We start from the raw sequence: 19,565 nt of genomic DNA, 5'->3' as shown, positions 1-19,565 counted from the left end.
TGTGAGCAGTTCAGGCGTCTTGCGCGGGCTTCTGGCATGGCGCAAGGATCGTTCCCGGTGGCCAGGCAGGGGGTGGCTTTGCAGGAAAAGGCGCACAGCCCACTGGGCGAGCCTGCGTGCGCCGGATGACGTGCTCGCAGCGCGTGTGGTGAGATGACGGATGCGGTTTCTGCTTGTTCGCGTGCTTTTTTGCTTTCGGACCTTTTCAGGTACGTTCTGAAGACATGCGCATCTACTTCTCCGGCTCAATCGCTGGCGGGCGAAATGACTTGGCAACCTATGTGGCCATCGTCGCGCACCTCAAGGCGCAAGGCCACCAGGTGCTGACCGAACACGTGGCCAACCCTGGGGTTCTCGACCTGGAGAGGACGATTTCGCCCCAGGAGATTTTTCAGCGCGACATGGCCTGGTTGCGGGAGTGCGACGCCGTGGTGGCGGAGGTTTCCAATCCGTCGCTGGGCGTGGGCTATGAGATCTGCCAGGCGACGCATCTCGGCAAGCCGATTCTGTGTCTGCACCGGGCGGGGCTGTTCATCTCGCGCATCATCGTGGGCAACACATGCCCAGGCCTGCAGGTCCGGGCATACCTGGACCAACGTCAGCTCCTCGCCGAGGTGGACAAGTTTCTGGAGATGGTGGAAGCCAGAGGAAGCGGCTGAGCAGTGCATTCTCTCGTGGTAGATAACTCCCTCGCACGCCGCATGCGCGAATTGCCCTCGGCTGATGAGGAGGATTGCCCATGCGCCGGATGATTCTCCATTTGGACATGGACGCGTTCTTTGCTGCCATCGAGCAGCTGGACCATCCGGAGCTGCGCGGCAAGCCGGTGGTGGTCGGTGCGGATCCCAAGGGTGGCAAGGGACGCGGCGTGGTCGCCACCTGCAGCTACGAGGCGCGGGCCTTTGGTCTCCGCTCGGCCATGCCGATCTCGCAGGCCTACCGTCTCTGCCCGCATGCAGTGTTCCTGCCGGTGCGCGGGGAACGCTCCGCGGAGGTCTCCGCGCAGGTGATGGAGGTGTTGGGCGAATTCAGCCCGCTGATTGAACAGGTTTCGATCGACGAGGCCTTTGTGGACCTCTCGGGCACCGAGAAGCTACTCGGTCCGCCGCGAGAAGTGGGCATGCGCATCAAGCAGGAGGTACGCCGGCGCACAGGGCTGACTGCCTCGGTGGGGATTGCCCCGAACAAGTTTGTGGCCAAAATTGCCTCCGACCTGCGCAAACCGGACGGCCTCGTGGTGGTGGAAGAGCACGAAGTCAGGGATTTCCTCTGGCCGCTGCCGGTGGGCAAACTGTGGGGCGTCGGTGAGAAAACGCGGCCACACCTGGAACGCTTGGGACTGCGCACTATTGGTGATGTGGCGCGGCAATCAGCCTCGTTCTTGCAGGAAAGGTTTGGAGCGAATGGATTGCATCTGTGGCGACTGGCCAACGGCATCGACGACCGGCCCGTGGTACCCACAACGGCCGCCAAGTCCATGAGCAAGGAGACGACCTTCGAGCGCGATACCGACGACGGAGAACTTTTGCATGCCACACTGATTGCTTTGGCGGACGCTGTGGCGCGGGGTTTGCGGCAGGAAAAGCTGCGCGGCTGCACGGTGACGCTGAAGATTAGGCTCGAGGACTTTACAACCTTCATGCGCAGCCGCACCTTGGAGGAGCCGACGAATTCCTCGGAGCTCATCAGTGCCACGGCAGCGGAGTTGCTGCGCAGCTTCGACCGTGGCACCAAGAAGGTGCGCCTGTTGGGCGTGGGAGTCTCCGCACTGGTGAGGGAGGGTACCACACAGCTCGGCCTGTTCGATGAGGGTCCGCGCAGCAAGATCGACGAGGCCATCGACCTTGTGCGCGACCGCTTTGGCGAGGAGGCCATCTTTCGGGCAAGCTCCATCCGGCCACGCAGAGGCCAGGGCCGGCGGCACTCCGGGAAATTACAGAAATGACACTTGATTTTCCGGCTGCGAATGGTAGATTGAAAAAAGGGTTTCGCGTGTCCAGTTCAGCTTTCCAGGCGGTCAGGCGGTGCTCATGAAGAAAGCAGGCAAGGTTGCGTCAGTTCTGGTGTTGCTTTGGACGGTTGCCTTGGGTGTTGCCCAGGCGCAACAAGAGGTGAGAATAGTTTTTGCCACCCAGGTTGATGGCGTAGCCGACACCGCTCGGCTTGCCTTCGCCCACAGCTTTTTTGCGCAGGTGCGGGAGCGAATCGGCTCCGTGCGTGGTCTGGCGCTCCTCAACCCCTGGGAGGGGCGTGAGGGTTTGGCGTCCACATTTGACCGGCGACGCGGCAGGTTCTCGCCTCCTTTAGCAGACTCCTTGGCCCTCGAGTGCGCCATCGCGGCGGTGCTCGATTTCAGAATCACGTTCCGCGACAGCCTGCTGCGCTACGACTGCGCTGCCGTGGAACTGGGCTCAGGCATCACCGTCGGCCGAGAAGTCGGCGACCTGGCCCTCGCCGATGGCTACAAAGGTAGCCTCGAGCCGTTGGACGAGGCACTGGCCAGACTGAGCGCGCGCCTGCTTAGCGAGGGTACCCCCTGTGGCTACCCGTTCGCCGAGGAAGAAGTGGGTCTGCTATTCCTCGTCTCCGACTCTACCAACCACTGGCACGCGCTCGCCGAAGCGACGGAGAGCCGCTTGGCGGAGTTGGGCCTGGAGAACGCCAGACTGAAGACCGTGCGGCAGGGCGACCCCTGGCTCGAGCAGGAAGCAGCGCGCGCAGCCCAGCTCGTGCGCTCACACCTGGCGATCGATTGCTCGCAAGCCGCCGGCCCAGTGCTGCTGGCAACCACCCCGCCTGCAGTGAGCGCCGCCAAGGTACGCATTCCCTTGCTGCCGGCGACTGGACCGTGCGTGCGGGTGCAGCTGGAGAACGGGGGAGAGTCCGCGGCGGGCGAGGGAGCAGCCCTCTTCGCCGTGCGGGCACTGTACGCTGCAGGACGCCACGCGGAGGCGGTTGCTCTGGCCACCGCCTGGCTGAAAGCGCCGTCCGGCCCGGCTGCTGGGCGCCTGTGGCTGCAATTGGTGCGGGCGCAGGCCAATCACGCCCTGGTGCGGTCGGGCAACGTCCGGGGCGAGCGCGCCGCCCAGGCTTTAGACGACTATGCCGCGTGTCTGGCAGTGAGCAACACCGCCGACGATTCCCTTGCCGTGCCGTACCTGCTGTTCAACATTGCCGACTTGCACCGGCTCCGCGGAGAGGTTGACAAGGCTGTGGCGGAGTGTGGGCAGGCGGCATCGGGCTTTGCCGCGCAGAATGCCTGGCGAGAGGAAATCCTGGCATACAAGGCACGTGAAGAGCTGCACAGGTCGCAGGGAGCATGGTCGGCGGCGCGGGCCATGTGCAACCGGGTCGTCGCCATCGCCCAAGGCACAGGCGATGCACTCACCATGGGCGAGGCATGCGAAAGCTTGGGCATGCTCCTCGAAGTGGAAGGGCAGGCCGATAGTGCGCTGCAGGCCTACCGCCGGGGATTGGAAGTCTATCGTCTGGTGGGCAATCCTTACGGCGTCGCAGAGCTCGAGGGGAGGATTGGCGCCGCATTTCGACGTGTGGGCGAGGCAGACTCTGCACGCTGCCACTTTGCACGGCAGATTGCTCTGGCCCAGGAGTTGCGCAGCGAGCCGTTGTTGGCCAAAGGCCACTTCCACCTCGGCCTCCTCCTGCGCGCCGACAACCGTCTGGACTCGGCGCTTGTGCACTTCCAGGCCAGTTTGGAGCAGATGCGCCTGATGGGCGACATGCCCGGCATGGCGCGGGCGTTGAACAACCTCGGCTCGATCTACCATGAGCAGGGGGATAGTGCTCGTGCCGCGCGTTTCTACGGCGAGAGCCTGCGGGCCGCAGAGGAGCTGGGGGACAATGTCCTGACCACCCGCGTGCTTCTCAACCTTGGTGACTTGTGTCGCGACGGCCAAAACTTCGCCCAGGCGGCAGAGGGGTACAACCGGGCGCTCAATTCGGCAAAGAGCAACGGCGACGTGCATGGCGAGGCCCTCTCGCTCTTTGCTCTCGGCTTGCTGCGCCTGAAGTCAGGGAAGATCAGCGACGGTTACGCCTTGCTGGAGCGAGCCGTGCGCCTGGGCGAGTCCGTGGAACCCCAGGAATTTGCGCCGCAACGAGAGTTTCTTCGCCGCCTCCGCCAAATCATCAGCGGGGAGCCTTAGGCTGGCAGCTTGCACGGTCAGCAAGACTAAGTCTGACTGCTTGACCCCATTCCGTTTGCCCCGATACCCCATGACCGAGCGTCGCAGCAAACTGCACCACAAACTGATCGGCCTTGTCGACAAGGCGGTGCGCGACTATCAACTGATCTCTTCTGGAGATCGGATACTGGTCGCCGTGTCCGGCGGGGCGGACTCGATGAGCATGCTCTTTCTGCTCGCAGAGCGGGTGGCCGTGTACGGGCTGAGCATCAGCCTGGTGCCGGTCTACTTGGACATGGGTTTCACCCCAGCCGCCGCAGAGAATGTGGCGCGCATGTCCTCTTTCTTCTCTCGGTTTACAAGCTCCTATCACGCCGAGAGCACACGTTTCGGGCCGGAAGCCAACAGGGAGGGGGCCGGAAAGAATCCCTGCTTCCTCTGTTCGCGCCTGCGCCGCAAGCGCCTCTTCGAGATCGCCGAGGCCCAGGGATGCAACAAGATCGCCCTCGGCCACCACAAGGACGACATCATCGAGACCTTTTTGATAAACGTCTTGTACGGTCGGGAACTCAGCACCATGGTCCCCAGGCAAGAAGTCTTTCGGGGGCGGTTCTACATAGTGCGCCCGCTGGCCTATGTGTGGGAACGCGGCCTCAAAGCCCTTGCCCGGGAGCAGCACTTTCCTACCATCGAGGAAGGCTGTCCCAATGAGCCCCTCTCCAAGCGGGCCTATGTGAAGAAACTGCTGGCGCAGCTGGAGCGCGACCACCGCGGCACCAAGGAGAATATCTTCAAGGCACTTGGGCATGTGCGCACCGGCTACCTGCTCGGCTAAGGCGCCGGCCGCATTCTGTCTTCCAGGCGAATCGGTCTCTCCGCGCCACCTTCGCTCATGGCGAGGCCGGAACCCTCCCGGGTTGCGTTGGGCAGGCCCAACGGCGCAGTCGGGGCGAGGAGGCAAGCCGCTTGACTTGCGCCGTCAGGGCCTCACCGCGCTTGCCGCCTCATCAGTAGCCGCTCCCCAGCTGACCTTCATTTGCCCCTTTTTGCCAGGAAGAAACGACGAACGGGAGGTCGAAGGCGCATGCAGCGCCTCGACCTCCCGCCGTGTTAAGACTCCAGTGGGCGGAGCAGAACCCGGGTGAGTCGTTGGTGAGGACCGACCTCTCAATTCCCCTGGGGCGGGCGAACTAGGGCAGCCAGCCTCGGCCAGCGCGTTTTCGACCTTGCCCTGGGCTACTTCACCATGATCATGCGCTTGGTGTCCATAAAGTCCCCGGCCTTCATGCGGCAGAGGTGGATGCCGGCGGCCACATGATTGCCTTGGTCGTCCAGACCATCCCACTGCACCCTGTGGGCCCCTGCCTGGAGGTCCCCGTCGACCAGCGTGCGGATGAGCTGCCCGTTGCTGTTAAAGACCGTGATCGTGACGCGCGAGTCCTTCGGGATCTGGAAATCGATGGTGGTCGAGGGGTTGAACGGGTTCGGGAAGTTGCCCGAGAGCACAAAGTTCTCGACCAGTCCAGGCAAAGCGTTGGGCTGGACCTCTGGCGGCTGTGAGAGTCTCTTGAGCAGCGCCGTCGAACCGGCAAAGCGCAGCCTGATGACGACGTCCTGCACCAGGAACCCATCGCTCAGCGCGGGCATGCTCATGGTGACGAAGTTGTTTCCCGGCAGAAGGTAGCTGATGTCCAGTGGCAGGTACGCGGTTGCTGCAGCTGCGTAGCCGTGCGAGACTATGTCCGCGGTCAGTGGAATTGCATGACCGTTCACCACGAGGTTCGCCTCACCGGTCCCATCGATGTCCCGAGCTGTGAGGATGAGCTCTGCCTCCACAGCCGAGGAGGGATCGATGGGGATCTCGATGTGCCACGTGTAAGAGCGTTGCGATGCTGGAATCCACATGAACATGTTCGGAAGGCCACCCGTCGGTCGCAGATCCACCTCGGCCGGCCCTTGGCGAACGACGTCAATCCCGCGCGGGTGCACATCGCCCAAATCGACGGTTGCCACCACTGCGGGTGGCACGGCCGTGTTGTCGATTACCGACAACGTGTTGCTCCCGGTGTTGCTCACGTAGGAGTAGTGAGGGTTGGGGGAATAGAGGACGTCGGTGGGAAGGGTGCCCACCGCAACCTGCCCTTTCACCACCGGTGCCGCAGGGTTGCTGAGGTCCAGGATGGTGACCATTCCCAAGAAGCTATTGGTGAGCTGCGCCTCGCTTCCGTCCGGCGACACGGCGATGGCCGTAGGCGTGGTCAGCGCCCCCAGGTCAACCGTGCCCACCACTGCCGGTGGGGTAGCCTGGAGGTCGATCACCGCCACGGAGCCACCGATGGTGTTGGTGACGTAGGCGTAGTGACCCGTCGGCTCCACCGCTACCCCGGCTGGCGTGCCACCGATGGTAAGCGTCCCCTGGATGGAGTGGGTGGTGGCATCGATGAGGGTCACGGTGCCGCCCGCTGCGTCACCTACTGCAGGGTTGGTCACCAGCGCCCACTTGCCATCCGGCGTGAAAGCAATTCCCAATGGCGCCACCCCCGTGGGGATTTCGTGGAACGGAGTGTGATCCTTGGTGGCGATGACCGAGATGTACTCCATCTGGTCGTAGCCGGAAAGTGAGCAGCTGACGTAGACAAAGGAACCATCCGGGCTGATGGCCAACTCGGTAGGGCCGTAACGTACCTGGAGCACCTTTTCGACCTTGCGCAAGACCAGGTTCACCACGAACACCTGCCGGGTGGCGGCACTGCTCACATAGGCCCAGTGGCCGTCAGGAGTAGCCTTCACGTCGATTGCCTCCGACCATCGCCCGAGACAGAGAGATCGACCAAGTGCTCGCGGTGGTGCACATGTGGGATAGTCCGGCGGTGCCGCTCATCGTAGGCGAGCCGGGGTCGGGTAAGACGAACTTGCTCTTTGGTCTTTCCAAGAAGGCGCGCTCACTTGGCCTCCAGAAGCGTTTCCTTGTCCTCGATGTGGCCAAGCTCATCACGGAGTACAACCTCCCTGGCCAAGCAGAGAGGGGATTTTGCAAAATCTTGGAAGAGCTGGAAGGGCAACCCGACACTATGCTGGCGGTAGATGGTCTGGACGCTCTTCTGGCAGTCTGCTCTCTGAAAGACGCTGTTCTGCAGCGGCTCGCAGACTTCAGAGTGCCCGCTGTCGCCACAGCCCTGCCTGCTTTTCTGCATGTGGTTGACTCCCCGGCCATCCGTCGGAGATACCTTCCCGTGGTGCTGGAAGAGCTGAGTTGTGAGCAGACGAAGCAAGTCCTTCTTGCTCTGAGATCATTGCTTGAGCGACATCACCACCTCAGAATCCCCGAGACAATGGTAGAGTTGTGTGTCCGGCTGTCGCTGCGAAAGCCCGGTGTTCTTCCGGGGAAGTCCGTGGAGCTGCTTGATCTCGCATGTGCAGAGCTCGCCCAGAAAAGAGGGGAAGTACTCACACCCGATGACCTCGTGGCCGCGGCCAACAGGGGTGGTTTTCCCTCTGAGGAAGACGGTAATGACAAGTGGGAGACGGACTGACGACTCGACCTTCACAGCGCCTCTCTGGGCCACGCTTCCTTGCGCCCTATCGAACCAGGCCACGGGCTGGTCTTGCGGCGTCCATGTCGGCCGGAATTCTCGCTGTGCCCGGAGCGTTTAACCACAAGTCGCCATCCCGCGTTGTGAGAACTCTGCCTTCGGGCGAGCAGCGCTGGCCCCCTGAGGGACGAAGGTCCATGGCCGGCAAGGGGATGTCGAGCTTGCGGCCGATGCGCGACTCCAGCCGCCGGGGCTGCCCGTCCTCAAGTCGAAGGGACAGCTGCTTCTGTTGCGCGAACACGGTCCGGGACGCGTGGCCGCCGCCCTCCCCCGCCTACTCCACCACCTCCCGCAGCGCGATGGCTGCGGTGTAGAAGGCGCCAACTCCCGCCAGATGGCACGCCACGCGCAACACCTCGGCGATCTCTGCCGGTGTTGCCCCTTCCTGCATGGCCGCAGTCGCCAGCGCCCGCACGCCGTTGACTGCCCCATGCGCGGCGTCGAAGGCCATGGCAATGAGGAGCTTCACCTTGCGCGGCAGGGCGCCTGAGGCAAAGACAAAATCGTCCATGCGCCGCACATGGGCAAGCACCTCGGGGTCGAGCTTCTCGAATACTGAAAGCGGATGTTCTGGCATGGCGTTTCACCTCCTGCGGTTTTCTTTTCGACCTGCTGCCAAGTAGTGGGCGAAGAGGGACACTCAAAGGGGCGTTGCGGCGCAACTTGCCTCAATCCAGCCTTAGCGGGCGCGCCGGGCGAGAGAAACCACGGCGGCTCCGGCGCTGAGCAGGCTTCCCACCGCAAGGGCGTGACGGAATGCGTGCAGAAAAGTCTGCGCCTCCATGGGCGTCAGGGAAGCTTTGCGCAGCACTTCCGGCGGCGCAAGGGCATACACCACCAGCCCGGCAAGGGCAACGCCCAGCACCATCCCCACATTGCGCATCGTAGCCAACATCCCAGATGCCGTCCCCAGTCGCGGCTTGGGCACACTGCCCATCACCGCGCTGTTGTTGGGGGATTGGAAGATCCCCGTTCCGAGCCCGAACAGAGCCAGCCGCAAAGCCACCTCACGGGGCAGCGCATTGGCCGGTAGCTGTGCCATGAGGGCGAGGGCTATGCTGGAGACCCCAGCACCCACGCAGGCCAGCGTCCTGGTGCCCACCCGATCGGAGAGCCACCCGCTGAAGGCAGCGATGAGCATCACTGCCAAAGGGGAGGCCGTCATCACCAACCCCACTTTGTTCGGCGGCAAAGAGAGGACCCGGTGCAAATAAAAGGGCGTCAGGAAAACGAGCACATATTGGGACATGAAGCTCAACAGGGCGGCAAGGAGCCCCAGGCTGAAGACGACATTGGCAAACAGACCAAGGTCCAGCAGGGGCGACGGGGCTTTCTTCTCGGCGCCAAGGAAAAACGCACCGGCGAGGATTGCCAAGACAAGTGTGCACCAGGCGAGCACTGAAGGGTCGCCCGTCTGCGCCCGGTTGACAAAGAGCAGTAAGCCCAGCAGGGCCAAGGAGCCGCTAATCGCCCCTGTCCAGTCGATTCCGCCCGACTCACCTCTGATTGACGGCAAGGTCCTTGCGGCGAAAAAAAGTCCGGCAATGCCAATGGGAAGGTTGACTAAGAACACGAACCGCCAGCCGAGCAACGAGGTGATGAGGCTACCCAACGAAGGGCCAATGGCCAGACCGGCGGAGATGCTGATGGCATTGATGCCCAAAGCCTTGCCTCGCTCCTCCGGGGGGAACGACGCGGTGATGATTGCGAAAGGAACGGCCATCATCATGCCGGCGGCCAGTCCCTGTAGAGCCCGGCAACCGATGAGCCAGGGGGCAGTTGGGGCCAACCCACACATGACGGAAGCCAGCACGAACCCGCCCAGGCCCCATAGGTACACCCGCCTGTAACCTACGATGACGCCAAGCCGACCGAAGAACATCAGCAGGCTGCTTATGGTCAGCAAGTAGCTCATGGGCACCCACTGCACCGTCGAGATCGGCACACCGAAGGAAGCGCCGATAGTCGGCAAGACGACGTTGACGATGCTCCCGTCGATGGGCCCCATGATGCCTCCCAACATCACGGCGGCCAACACCTGGTAGGGGTGACCGCGTTCTTCCCCGACCTCCTTGGTTGAACTGATTTGGGCGTGAACTGTTTGTTCCACTCTGTTCCTTTCCGTCTATCAGCTAGAGGAACCACACCTCCGCGGGTCGAATCGGTATTGCTGCCGTTGGGCTGCCCTGCGGCTCGGCATGTCCGCGTGCCACAGGCCGAGCCGCAGGCTTGCAGCTGCCTCAACCTTGGCCGTCCCCGCTACGTGCTCTTGCGCAGCACCGCGACCACATGCGAAGTGAGGTACTTGTTCACCACGGGGATCTTGCTCATGAAATTAAGGCCTTTGACCATCTTCAGACGAAATGCGAGCACCTCGTAGCCCACTTCGCTTACCAGCCGTTTGAATTCACCGATGGTGATCCCGTTGAGCTCCAAGAAGTGCTCCACGTACGAGAGCCTCCCGAAGCGAGGTGCAGGGTTCAGCTTTTGGAGCGCTGCCACAATCGTCGCGCGCGAAAAAAAGAGCTGGCACCAAGGGATGTGGATATAGTCGTAGACATGACCGGCGCTGGGGCTTGTCCATGGGGGGAAGAGGGCGCAGAGCACACCCCCGGGTTTGAGGACCCTTCTGCACTCCACCAGGGCCGGTTGAAGGTCCGGTCTCCTGATGTGCTCCACGACGCCATTGAGCAAAACGACGTCGAACAAGTCTGGAGGGAAGGGGAGCGTGCGCAGGTTTCCCACCATGAACCGGAGGTGGTGAGCTCTCTTGGCCTGCGTGAACTTTGCAGCGTACCGGACGTGGTAGAGGTCATTCTCGAGTCCCACGACATATCGTGCCCCGCGCTGGGCGCAGTACAGGGTCTTGCCACCGAGTCCGCATCCTCCATCCAGGATAGTTTGCCCCGCCAGGTGGAGGTGCGGCTCATACGACGAGAGGATTTCCTCTGCCTCACCGAGATCGGCTTCGAAGTAACTCTTCGGCGATTCCCTGCCCGGAAGCTTGCGCCGTGGAAAGAGGCGGTTCAATCCAAGGCAAATCTGCTCGCTCGTGCCCACATCTCCCCTCCTTGCGCTGTGGCACTCAAAGGATTCTGGACCAGGCACCCGCCCTTGCCGTGGTGTTTGCGCTGGCGCGGTCCTGCTCGGCCCCTAAGCGCCATCGCGCCGTGCAAAGGAGCATAGTCCACATGCGCCCATTGCGGAAACGTCAGTTCCCCACGAAAGAGGACCGGCAACGAGTTTACCCCTTCCGCGCCTGACGAAGGCCGGTTGCTCCGGTCCTTGTTCTCGCTCCAATCTACGAAGATGTGCTGAAAAAGTCAAGGCGATTGTCGCCACTGCTTGCAGAGCTCACGCAAAAAGGCGTTCAGCACCCTGCTCATCCTGGCTCGTTTGCATTTAGGAGCTGGGCGATCTTGTCGCGCACTGCCTCCTTGAGGGAGACGCTGCTCATGGCATGCAGCTTTGGGTAGGGGAGAGGCTCGCCTATGCGCAGCGTGAGACTGCCAGGACGAATCAACCAGCTCCCCTTGCGGTTGATGCTGAACGCGTTGACCATGGCCACGGGCACCAGATCCACGCCTGCATGGCGCGCCATGTCGAACGGTGCCCGCTTGAAGGGCCGGAGGCGGCCATCGAGAGTGCGATGCCCTTCGGGGAGCAGGACGATGGAGATACCTTTGCGGAGCGCCTCCTCGGCCCGGCGCAGGCTGTGCATGGCCCTGAAGGGTTGATGATGGCTGATGGGAATGTTGCCGATCCGCTTGATGACCATCCCGTAGAATAACCATCGGAAATGGCTCTCCAGCTCAACGCCCCGCACCAGCTGGGGCAGGTAACCACCGAGCACGAAGACGTCGAAGATGTTCACGTGGTTGCTCATGAAGAGATAGGTTTTGTCCCGACGGATCTGCTCCAAACCTTGGACGCATACGCGAATGCCGATGGCCTTTAGCAAAGTACGACACATCCATTTGAGCAGCGGGTCATAGGTGCGCATGGGAAGAACGAAGCTGGCAAGCACAATGGTGCTCCCGAAGACTCCCAGGAGCAGCCCGCCCCACATCCACAGCAGCGCTGAGACTATCTGTGCCACTTGCCCAACACCTGCAAGCGTTTGGGAAGGATACCGACCTCGATGGGCGTGGAGCCGAGCAGTTCGCCATCAGGGGCGAGCACCTTTGGGCGGTCGGTGACCGCGACGATGTGCTGCCCTCGAAAAGTCTCCACCTCTGGCAGCTCCAGGTGTGTGCCGCGAAAGATGCGAGGAAAAGAGCGAAGCAGTTTGCGGCGGGAGATGCGATTCAGGATGACCACATCCAGATGACCGTCATCGATGGCTGCTTGTGGCGCCATCAGCATGGTGCCGGCAGTGTAGCGGGAGTTGCATATCTCCACGAAGCAGTTGGTCCTCTCGTAAGTCTTTCCGTCCACCGTGAGTTCGAGGTGGTAGTGCGAGAGCGACGCCGTAATCTGAAAGACGCCCAGGACGTAGCTAAAGTGGCGCACTACCTTGTAACGGGCAGCTGCATAGCAGACATCCGAGACGAAGCCAAAGCCGAGCATGTTGAGGAAGAAGTAGCGTTGCCCATCGGCACTAAACCAAGCCACATCGACAGCTCTGCTCTGCTTGTCGAGAAGCGCCTCGATTGCCCCGGCAAAGTCGCCGAAGACGCCGAGGTCCTGCGACAAAGAGTTGCCGCTGCCCACCGGCACTACGCCCAACGTGGTGGAGGGTGGTGCTTCCGCATGGAGGAGGCCGTTGACCACCTCGAAGACCGTTCCATCGCCGCCCACGCAGACGACGGCCTCGAAGGCGGAGGGGTCGAGCTCCTCTGCAAGACGCACTGCATGGCCGGAATACTCAGACACAAGCGTCTTGCACTCGACGCCTTTCTGCGTCAGCGCGGCGACCGTCCGCTGTCCTGCTTTGCGACCTCGCCCGTTGCCTGCCACCGGGTTGATAATCAGCGCCACTGTCACGAAGAGTCTCTCCTTGTTGGCTGTTTGCGGAGATAGCTGTGGGCGAAATTTAGCGTTTTTCGGGCAAATGTCAAGAAGTTTCTGCTGCGTGCGCCCAAAGCCCTTTGCCGGGCCGTCTGAGCCGGGCATCAAGAGCCGACCTGGGCGTGCCTTGGTTGGCGCTCCCCACACCACGAGGGGCCCTGCCCCGGCGAGAAATCGTGCCAACAAGGATCCGCTCTCGCTGTCGTGAATCGTGCCGCCCATGGTGCCCTGCGCCCGCGTCTAGTGGGGCATCGCCGCCTCGAAGCGAGGCAAGACTAATTGCAAAAAAGCCTTGAAATTAATGAAAGAAATTGTTATCATTAAGCCGAAAAACTCCTGAGGGTTGGGATTCGACTTCGGTGCGTTGCGACACGCAACGGAGGCATGGCGGCTTTTCGGGAGGTGGCTGGTGTGGCGGAGGTGCAGGCGACATTGCGAAGGGTGGCCTGTGATGGCGTGTATCCAGTCAGGAGACGATGGCGACTGACGGCAAGGACCTGGACTGCTCCGGTGTCCTTGTTCTTTTTTTGGGCCGTGGGATGTGGTGCTTGTGGGAGGAAGGGTTGGGCGACAGCAGCGGCGACATCCTGCGTGCTGACTGGCTCCTGAGTGAGGTCATCGAGCGGATACCGGCGGCAATCGCAATCATTGACCCACGCGGGCGCCTGCTGGCGATGAATGCCTGCCAGGAACAACTTGCCGGCCAGAGGCGCGATTCGCTTATTGGTTGCTCGATAGGCGAGGTTTTGCCCTTTGCTGAAGTCGATTGGCCCCCTCGCTTCAGGACGGCTGCCGATCCGTGCAAGCCAAAGGATCATACTCCAGAGCCTGGTCAGAGGGAGTGGATTTTTCCCACCAGCCGAGGCCAAGTGAGGGTGTGGCCCATCTGCGATGCCGGCGACCTCAGCGGTTTCCTCGCGGTCACGGAACCGACGCGGGAAAGTAGCGGACTTGACGAGTCTGACTTGGTGCAGAGGGTCATTGCCGTTTTTCCTCGGCCGATCGCACTTGTTGATGACCATTGTCAAGTGCATGCCTGGAGCCGCACGTTGCAAGCCCTCACGCCGGCAGCAAACTTTGGCACCGCGCGCCCGTCATGTCGGGACCTGCTCTGCCGGGGAGAGTGGTCCTGCGGGGGTTGTGCCATCAGGACTGCAGTGACTGCTATTGGCACCAACGCCGCCACGAGCCGTCATGGCGCAAGCAGCAGCTCGACGATAATTGCCCGACCCATCGGTGCTGCCAGCGGTCCGATGTGCAGCGCCCTGGTGGAGGTGCTGACCGGGCCTACCGCGGCCCACATCCTCTCGACGCCTAAGGACGGACCGCAGGACCGTGCTCGTGTGGGCCCAGGACGCTCCTTCGAGCTGGGCGAGGCAGCGCTCCGAGCCTGTGGCATAGCCGTCTTGGTGGTCGAGAGGGCCGCACGCGTCGTGGACCAGTTTGGACATGTCACAGTGCGTGCGGATGTGCATCAAGAGGCGAGCCTCCTGGAAAGGTGGCTGGGGGCGGAAGGAGCAGCAGTGGTGAAAGCAGCCATCAGCCACGGGAGGCCATTCGTCGGTACCCCCAGACCAGGGTCAGCAAGAACAGTGGTGCTTCCCGTGCTCTTCCCTGACGACAAGAGCGGCGCGGTGGTGGCGCTCAATGCGAAGCCGGTGAACGAAGAAGGCATGGTGGACCGCGATTCACTTTTGCAGAGGCTCACCTGCTTCGCAGAGCTCGGAGCAGCACTGGCCCATGAGGTGAACAATGCCCTCAACGCTATCGCGCATCGCATCGATTGTCTGCGGATCGAGCTGAGCGACGGTATTGATGAAGCAAAGGCGGAAGCGGAAGTGGCGCTGGTCAAGGAGGATGTTCGTCGCATCGCCTTTGCCACCAAGGAGTTACTCCAGATTGCCACCCCGGCTTCCGAGGAGCCTTCCCCAGTAGACATCAACAGCGTGGTCTTGCGGGCGCTAGCCACCTCGCAGGCGGCAGCGCCGGAGTGCAGCCTGGTTCTGAGCAAGGCTCTTCGGCCTGACATCCCTGCCGTCTGGGGGTGGGAGACAGACTTGGAGCGCTGTATCCGCAACATCGTGGATAACGCCGTGGAAGCCATGGGCGGCGAGGGGAGGCTTGCCGTGGCTACACGCTGGATTCCTGAAACCGGCGAGGTGGAGGTCTCTGTCACCGACACAGGCGAGGGCATTCCGGCCGCGCACTTGGATCGCGCCCGAGAGCCGTTCTTCACCACCAGAAAGTACAGGCGGGCCTTGGGCCTTGGTCTTGCGACGGCCTATCAGGTCGCCTTGCGCCATGGCGGCGATTTGCAGATCGAGAACGTTGCCCCGCGCGGCACAAGGGTGACGGTGACCCTCCAGGCCGGCGACCGCAGCGTGAGCCGAGGCATTCCACATGGCGCCGACAAGAAGGTACCAATGGGCCCTTTCCCGATCCCTGGGATGGTGAGCGATAGGAGCGAGCGCGGTGGAGTCAGATAAGGAGCGCGAACGCGACAAGCTTTACGCCGGGGTCCTGGACCACCTCCCCTGGGGAGTCTGCGTGGTCGACAGCCAGGGGCGCATTCTTCTGCTGAACCGCTTCCAAGAGCGCCTGTCGGCGGTGAAACGCACGGAGGTCCTGGGTCGGTGCCTGTTCGATAGCCCTTCCGTAAGGGCAAGCGGTCTGGACCAGGTGGTGCGCCAGGTGCTATCCACAGGCACTCCCTGGCGGGGGCAACCGATCGAGGTGCCTCTGCAAGCCCCTGATGGGGAGACTGTGCAGGCCTTCCGCGACGAGGTAGTTCCCCTGCGCAGCAACGACAAGGTAGTGGGCGCGCTCATCCTGAGCATCCCGGTGAACGAGGAGCTCAGGCTCTGGCGGGAACGCCACCAAGCCTATTCTCACCTGCAAGCGGTTCTGGACTCTCTGCCTGCGCCCGTCATGGTCATCGATGCTGATTTCCAGATCGTGCGGGCAAGTAGCGCCTACGCACGGCTTTTTGCCGTCGAGTCGCATGAGGGGCTTGTCGGCCAACGCTGCTACGTGGTCCTTCGGGGACGTCGCGCGGTATGTGAAGACTGCCCGGTGCCAGAAGCTCGACGCAGCGGCAAGTGGGTGCGCGCGGAGTTGAACACCCCCCAGCAGCAGGGGGGAGGTGCCACGGTCGCCGTTTCCGCGCTGCCGCTGCCCGGCGGCAAAGGCGAGACCCTGTTGCTCGCCGAGGGTCTTGCAGTTGAGGGCCGACCCGGTCCGGAGCTGCCCACCGCCCAGAAGGACCTGCTCCGCAAAGAGATCGCGCGCCAAGTCGCCCAGATGCGGGTGCGGGCGGCCTATGCCGAGGGGGTGCTCAACACCATCGAGGAGCTCGTGGCGGTCCTTTCCACCGAGGGCAAGGTGCTTTTCTGCAATCGGGCTCTTGCGGCATCGGCAGAGCAAAGCGCGGACAAGCTCGTCGGCAGCGCGTTGTCAAACCTCGGCGGGGAAATTCCTTGGGACCGTCTGGAGACGGAGTTCCGCAAAGCTTTGGGCGCGGACAACACAGTGCGCGGCAGACTGAGCTGGCGGAGTCCAGACAAAGGTGAATGCCACCTTGACTATGAGTTCCAGGCCCAGGTACTGGCAGACGGCACGCGGGTTGTCGCCTTATGCGCCCGGGATGTGAGCGAGATGGTACGTGCGCGCGCCCGGCAGGTGTTCCAGGAAAAGATGGACAGCTTAGCGCAGCTTGCAGGGCGCATCGCCCACGAAATCAACAATCCTTTGGAAGCCCTGCAGAACCATGTCAGCCTTTTGGAGATCGAAATTGCCAAGGGGGCTGATGTGGCCGGAGTGCGTGCGGAGTTGGAAGCCATCCAGAAGCAGATTCGGCAAATCGCCAATGTCACAAGCCTCCTGGTGGGGTTCACCAGAGGCTCTCCAGAAGAGTACGCACCCGTGGACCTCGCCACGGTGCTGCGCAATGCCGCCGCCGTCTCCGAGATTACGCGATCGCCGGCTGACCTCACCGTGGAGACGGACATCAGGCCGGACTTGCCCAAGATTCTGGGGAGCGAGAGCGACCTCGAACGCTGCTTCGTGAACATATTGCGGAACGCTGCCGAGGCCATCGTGGACAAGGGGGTGATACGGATCGCAGCACGTCACAATCCGTACAGCGGGCAGGTTGAGGTGGAAGTGAGCGACACGGGCGTAGGAATCCCGGAGCACATATTGCCGCATGTTTTTGAGCCCTTCTTTACCACCAAGAAGGTGAGCAGGCAGGCGGGCCTTGGGCTTTCCCTTTGCTACGGCATTGTCAGCGACCATGGCGGTCACATCGAGGTGAGGAGCCAACCTGGACGAGGGGCCACAGTGATTGTTTCCCTGCCGGCTATGGTCATGGAACCGCAGTCCATAGGAGCGCGCGCATGAATGAGAAGGAGCGACTGATTCTCGTCGTCGACGACGAAGAGGACTCTCTGAGCAGTCGCCTGGAGTTGTTGCGCAATCTGGGTTATGGGTGCATCGGCGTCAACAGCGGTCACCAGGCGCTCACCGTGCTCAGAGAGAAGAAACCGTGGGTCATTCTCGCCGACTTGGTCATGCCGCATATGAGTGGCATTGAGTTACTGAAGGCGGCGCTGGAGGAGGACCCGGACGTCGTGGTGGTCATCTACACGGGGTACGCTTCTATCGACAGTGCCAAGAAGGCCATCCGCGAAGGGGCGTTTGACTACATCCCCAAGCCCTTTTCCAGCGATGATCTGCGCATCGTGGTGGAACGAGCGCTGAAGTACGCCGAGTTGACCCGCGAGAACTCCGCTTTGCGCTCACAGATAGAGGCGGGGCCTCGCCCGGATAAGATTGTGGGCACCAGCGATGCCATCAAGAAGATCCTGGAGCAGGTGAGGAAGGTTGCGCGCACCAGTGCCAACGTCATGGTCACCGGCGAGTCGGGCACAGGAAAGGAGCTCGTGGCGCGCGCCATTCACTACTATAGCAGCCGGGCTGCGCGACCATTCGTGGCTGTGGACTGTGCAGCCCTGCCCGAGAATCTCCTTGAGAGCGAGCTTTTTGGGTATGAGCGCGGTGCCTTCACCGGCGCAGTGACGACGAAGGAGGGTCTGATAGAGATCGCCCACGGCGGCACTCTTTTCCTCGATGAAATTGCCGAGATGAGCTACAACCTCCAAGGGAAGCTGCTGCGCGTGCTGGAAGAGCTGGAATTCCGGCGCCTCGGCGGTAAGAAGCTCATCGGGGTGGACATCCGCGTGGTGTCGGCCACCAACATCGACCCGGAAGAAGCGGTGGCCAGCAAACGGCTTCGCCACGAGCTGTACTACCGCCTCTGCGTGGTGAACATCAAGGTGCCGCCACTTCGCGAACGGGCCGAGGACATTCCGCTCTTAGCCTACCACTTTCTGCGCGAATTCAGCAAGTCCAACCAGATTGAGGTGGGCAAGATTTCGAATGAGGCTCTTCTGGCGCTGCAGCGCTACCACTGGCCGGGCAACGTCAGAGAGCTGCAGAATGCCATTGAGCATGCCGTATCCATGTCCACCACGGGTACCTTGGAGCTGCGCGACCTGCCGGAGAAGGTCCGCTCTGTGGGGAAGACCTCCTACCCGCCGACTCCCACAGATCTGCCCTTCCACGAGGCGAAGGAGCAAGTGGTGCAGCGCTTTGAGCGTGAGTATCTGGAGCGGCTGATCCGCAGACATGGCGGTAACATCTCCCGCGCCGCAGAGGCCGCAGGGTTGAACCGCAAGACCATCTACCGCATGCTCGAGGAGCATAACCTGAGCAAGGAAGCCATCTACGCAGGGGACGTACGAGGGGAGGAGTGAGCGCGCTCCAGAGCCGTACCCTCGTCCTCTGCACTGGCGCAAGTAACCCAATCCGTCCCACAGGACGGATTTTCTTTCTCCCGCTGAGCTCCCCTCCCGCAACCTGTCTTGTCTTGAGAGCGTGCTCCCCCCAACCCATTTCTCCGCCTGGGCACGGAAGACTGGACAGCGCGTTCCACCCGCCGTGCGCGAGGTTGTGGTGCGCGCGCGCCAGTCTTGTGTCCCCGGGAACTGCTTTTCTTGCCCCTTTGTGTAGCTCACGCCACATAGACACAATTCTCTTAGCCACAAACGGTTAGCAATTCTCTTGCCTTCCGAGTGTGGCATGCGTGCCACAGTCTGAGCTAAATGTTCAGAAATTCCCCGCCAAATTGCTCCCGCCAGTGTGTCGCCTAACATTGTGTAATGTCAATGAGATGCAACGCTCTCCTCAGGTGACGTGGTGTTGCCCCGCGCATGGCATAGCCTTTGTAAAACCGGGGATGCCAAGGCAGGTATTCCAGCAGCGAGCGACGCGGAACGGGTTCATTCTGGCAGAGAGACGATGCAGACGAGACCAGCATCACGCAAGAAGCAGATCGTGGTGGCGACAGTTGATCCGGAAATAGAGGCGATCTTCGCGCGCGACATGGCCGACGCGCGGTTTCAGGTCACTTGCCTGCGCAAGGCGGGTGATGTGCTGCTCCGCATCCTGGAGGACAAGGTCGACTTGCTCATTGTTGACCTGGACCTGTCGGGGATACATGGCATCGACTTGGTGCCCATTGTACGGCGAAGCAGACCGCGCCTTCCCGTTGTGGTCATCTCGCGCGATTTCAACTATCAGGTCCGCCAGATGGTAGCCCAGGAGGGCGTCACCTACCAGATCTTCAAGCCGGTAGACATGCGGGAAGTGAATGAGGTCATTTCCACCGCCCGCAGCCTCCTGGCATAGAGCCGCGGCTTGGCCGGATGCACGGTTTGATCGGTCACCACGACAAGCGAATGAGGAGAGAGAGGCGCTG

15 protein-coding genes are annotated in these 19,565 nt (G+C 62.0%); 9 read left to right on the top strand and 6 right to left on the bottom strand.

What is annotated here, in order from left to right:
* Window positions 1-224 precede the first annotated feature (224 nt).
* The 4 genes from NUW13_01415 (at window position 225) to NUW13_01400 (ending at window position 4,980) form a co-directional block, all read left to right on the top strand.
* Entirely contained in the window at window positions 225-659 is a 435-nt protein-coding gene (locus NUW13_01415; protein ID MCR4437687.1) for a nucleoside 2-deoxyribosyltransferase, read from the top strand.
* 80 nt (window positions 660-739) lie between these two features.
* Entirely contained in the window at window positions 740-1,945 is a 1,206-nt protein-coding gene (locus NUW13_01410) for a DNA polymerase IV (GenBank protein ID MCR4437686.1), read from the top strand.
* Between the two features lie 85 nt (window positions 1,946-2,030).
* Entirely contained in the window at window positions 2,031-4,166 is a 2,136-nt protein-coding gene (locus NUW13_01405) for a tetratricopeptide repeat protein (GenBank protein MCR4437685.1), read from the top strand.
* A gap of 70 nt (window positions 4,167-4,236) precedes the next feature.
* The gene (locus tag NUW13_01400; protein ID MCR4437684.1) at window positions 4,237-4,980 is read left to right on the top strand and encodes a tRNA 2-thiocytidine(32) synthetase TtcA; all 744 of its coding nucleotides are present in this window, start codon (window positions 4,237-4,239) and stop codon (window positions 4,978-4,980) included.
* 401 nt (window positions 4,981-5,381) lie between these two features.
* Here the strand turns inward: NUW13_01400 and NUW13_01395 are convergent, their stop codons facing one another.
* A complete protein-coding gene (locus NUW13_01395; protein MCR4437683.1) occupies window positions 5,382-6,935 on the bottom strand; it encodes a T9SS type A sorting domain-containing protein in 1,554 nt (517 codons plus the stop codon).
* 44 nt (window positions 6,936-6,979) lie between these two features.
* Here NUW13_01395 and NUW13_01390 point away from each other — a divergent pair, with 44 nt between their 5' ends.
* The gene (locus tag NUW13_01390; protein ID MCR4437682.1) at window positions 6,980-7,678 is read left to right on the top strand and encodes a hypothetical protein; all 699 of its coding nucleotides are present in this window, start codon (window positions 6,980-6,982) and stop codon (window positions 7,676-7,678) included.
* 334 nt (window positions 7,679-8,012) lie between these two features.
* On the opposite strand, the gene NUW13_01385 is transcribed toward NUW13_01390, so the two are convergent.
* The 5 genes from NUW13_01385 to NUW13_01365 form a co-directional block, all read right to left on the bottom strand.
* Window positions 8,013-8,315 carry a carboxymuconolactone decarboxylase family protein gene (locus tag NUW13_01385; protein ID MCR4437681.1) on the bottom strand — a complete coding sequence of 101 codons (303 nt, stop codon included), beginning with the start codon at window positions 8,313-8,315 and terminating at the stop codon, window positions 8,013-8,015.
* A 102-nt stretch (window positions 8,316-8,417) separates the two neighbouring features.
* Window positions 8,418-9,848: an MFS transporter gene (locus NUW13_01380; protein MCR4437680.1), complete on the bottom strand. Its 1,431-nt coding sequence runs from the start codon at window positions 9,846-9,848 to the stop codon at window positions 8,418-8,420.
* Between the two features lie 149 nt (window positions 9,849-9,997).
* Window positions 9,998-10,798 (bottom strand): class I SAM-dependent methyltransferase, encoded by an 801-nt coding sequence (locus NUW13_01375; protein ID MCR4437679.1) that lies wholly within the window; start codon window positions 10,796-10,798, stop codon window positions 9,998-10,000.
* Window positions 10,799-11,120: 322 nt separating this feature from the next.
* Window positions 11,121-11,837 (bottom strand): 1-acyl-sn-glycerol-3-phosphate acyltransferase, encoded by a 717-nt coding sequence (locus tag NUW13_01370; protein ID MCR4437678.1) that lies wholly within the window; start codon window positions 11,835-11,837, stop codon window positions 11,121-11,123.
* Window positions 11,825-12,724 carry a diacylglycerol kinase family lipid kinase gene (locus NUW13_01365; protein MCR4437677.1) on the bottom strand — a complete coding sequence of 300 codons (900 nt, stop codon included), beginning with the start codon at window positions 12,722-12,724 and terminating at the stop codon, window positions 11,825-11,827. The genes NUW13_01370 and NUW13_01365 overlap by 13 nt, the downstream gene beginning before the upstream one ends.
* A 500-nt stretch (window positions 12,725-13,224) precedes the next feature.
* On the opposite strand from NUW13_01365, the gene NUW13_01360 reads away from it, so the two are divergent.
* The 4 genes from NUW13_01360 (at window position 13,225) to NUW13_01345 (ending at window position 19,495) form a co-directional block, all read left to right on the top strand.
* Window positions 13,225-15,234, top strand: a complete 2,010-nt coding sequence (locus NUW13_01360; protein ID MCR4437676.1) for a PAS domain-containing sensor histidine kinase — start codon at window positions 13,225-13,227, stop codon at window positions 15,232-15,234.
* Window positions 15,221-17,146 carry a PAS domain-containing protein gene (locus tag NUW13_01355; protein MCR4437675.1) on the top strand — a complete coding sequence of 642 codons (1,926 nt, stop codon included), beginning with the start codon at window positions 15,221-15,223 and terminating at the stop codon, window positions 17,144-17,146. Before NUW13_01360 ends, NUW13_01355 begins: the two co-directional genes overlap by 14 nt.
* Window positions 17,143-18,561: a sigma-54 dependent transcriptional regulator gene (locus tag NUW13_01350; protein ID MCR4437674.1), complete on the top strand. Its 1,419-nt coding sequence runs from the start codon at window positions 17,143-17,145 to the stop codon at window positions 18,559-18,561. Before NUW13_01355 ends, NUW13_01350 begins: the two co-directional genes overlap by 4 nt.
* 544 nt (window positions 18,562-19,105) lie before the next feature.
* On the top strand, window positions 19,106-19,495 hold the full coding sequence (locus NUW13_01345; GenBank protein ID MCR4437673.1) for a response regulator: 390 nt from the start codon (window positions 19,106-19,108) through the stop codon (window positions 19,493-19,495).
* Window positions 19,496-19,565: the final 70 nt, after the last annotated feature.

It is taken from the genome of candidate division KSB1 bacterium, from assembly GCA_024655945.1.
GTDB lineage: Bacteria > Zhuqueibacterota > Zhuqueibacteria > JANLFK01 > Oleimicrobiaceae > Oleimicrobium.
Note: the sequence above shows the minus strand (reverse complement) of the source record. Positions and strands in the feature narration are given on the sequence as shown.

What these genes read in the sequence shown, in the direction of transcription:
- NUW13_01415 (MCR4437687.1), top strand. Translation starts at nt 225, where the DNA reads ATGCGCATCTACTTCTCCGGCTCAATCGCTGGCGGGCGAAATGACTTG.
- NUW13_01410 (MCR4437686.1), top strand. Translation starts at nt 740, where the DNA reads ATGCGCCGGATGATTCTCCATTTGGACATGGACGCGTTCTTTGCTGCC.
- NUW13_01405 (MCR4437685.1), top strand. Translation starts at nt 2,031, where the DNA reads ATGAAGAAAGCAGGCAAGGTTGCGTCAGTTCTGGTGTTGCTTTGGACG.
- NUW13_01400 (MCR4437684.1), top strand. Translation starts at nt 4,237, where the DNA reads ATGACCGAGCGTCGCAGCAAACTGCACCACAAACTGATCGGCCTTGTC.
- NUW13_01385 (MCR4437681.1), bottom strand. Translation starts at nt 8,315, where the DNA reads ATGCCAGAACATCCGCTTTCAGTATTCGAGAAGCTCGACCCCGAGGTG.
- NUW13_01360 (MCR4437676.1), top strand. Translation starts at nt 13,225, where the DNA reads ATGGCGACTGACGGCAAGGACCTGGACTGCTCCGGTGTCCTTGTTCTT.
- NUW13_01350 (MCR4437674.1), top strand. Translation starts at nt 17,143, where the DNA reads ATGAATGAGAAGGAGCGACTGATTCTCGTCGTCGACGACGAAGAGGAC.
- NUW13_01345 (MCR4437673.1), top strand. Translation starts at nt 19,106, where the DNA reads ATGCAGACGAGACCAGCATCACGCAAGAAGCAGATCGTGGTGGCGACA.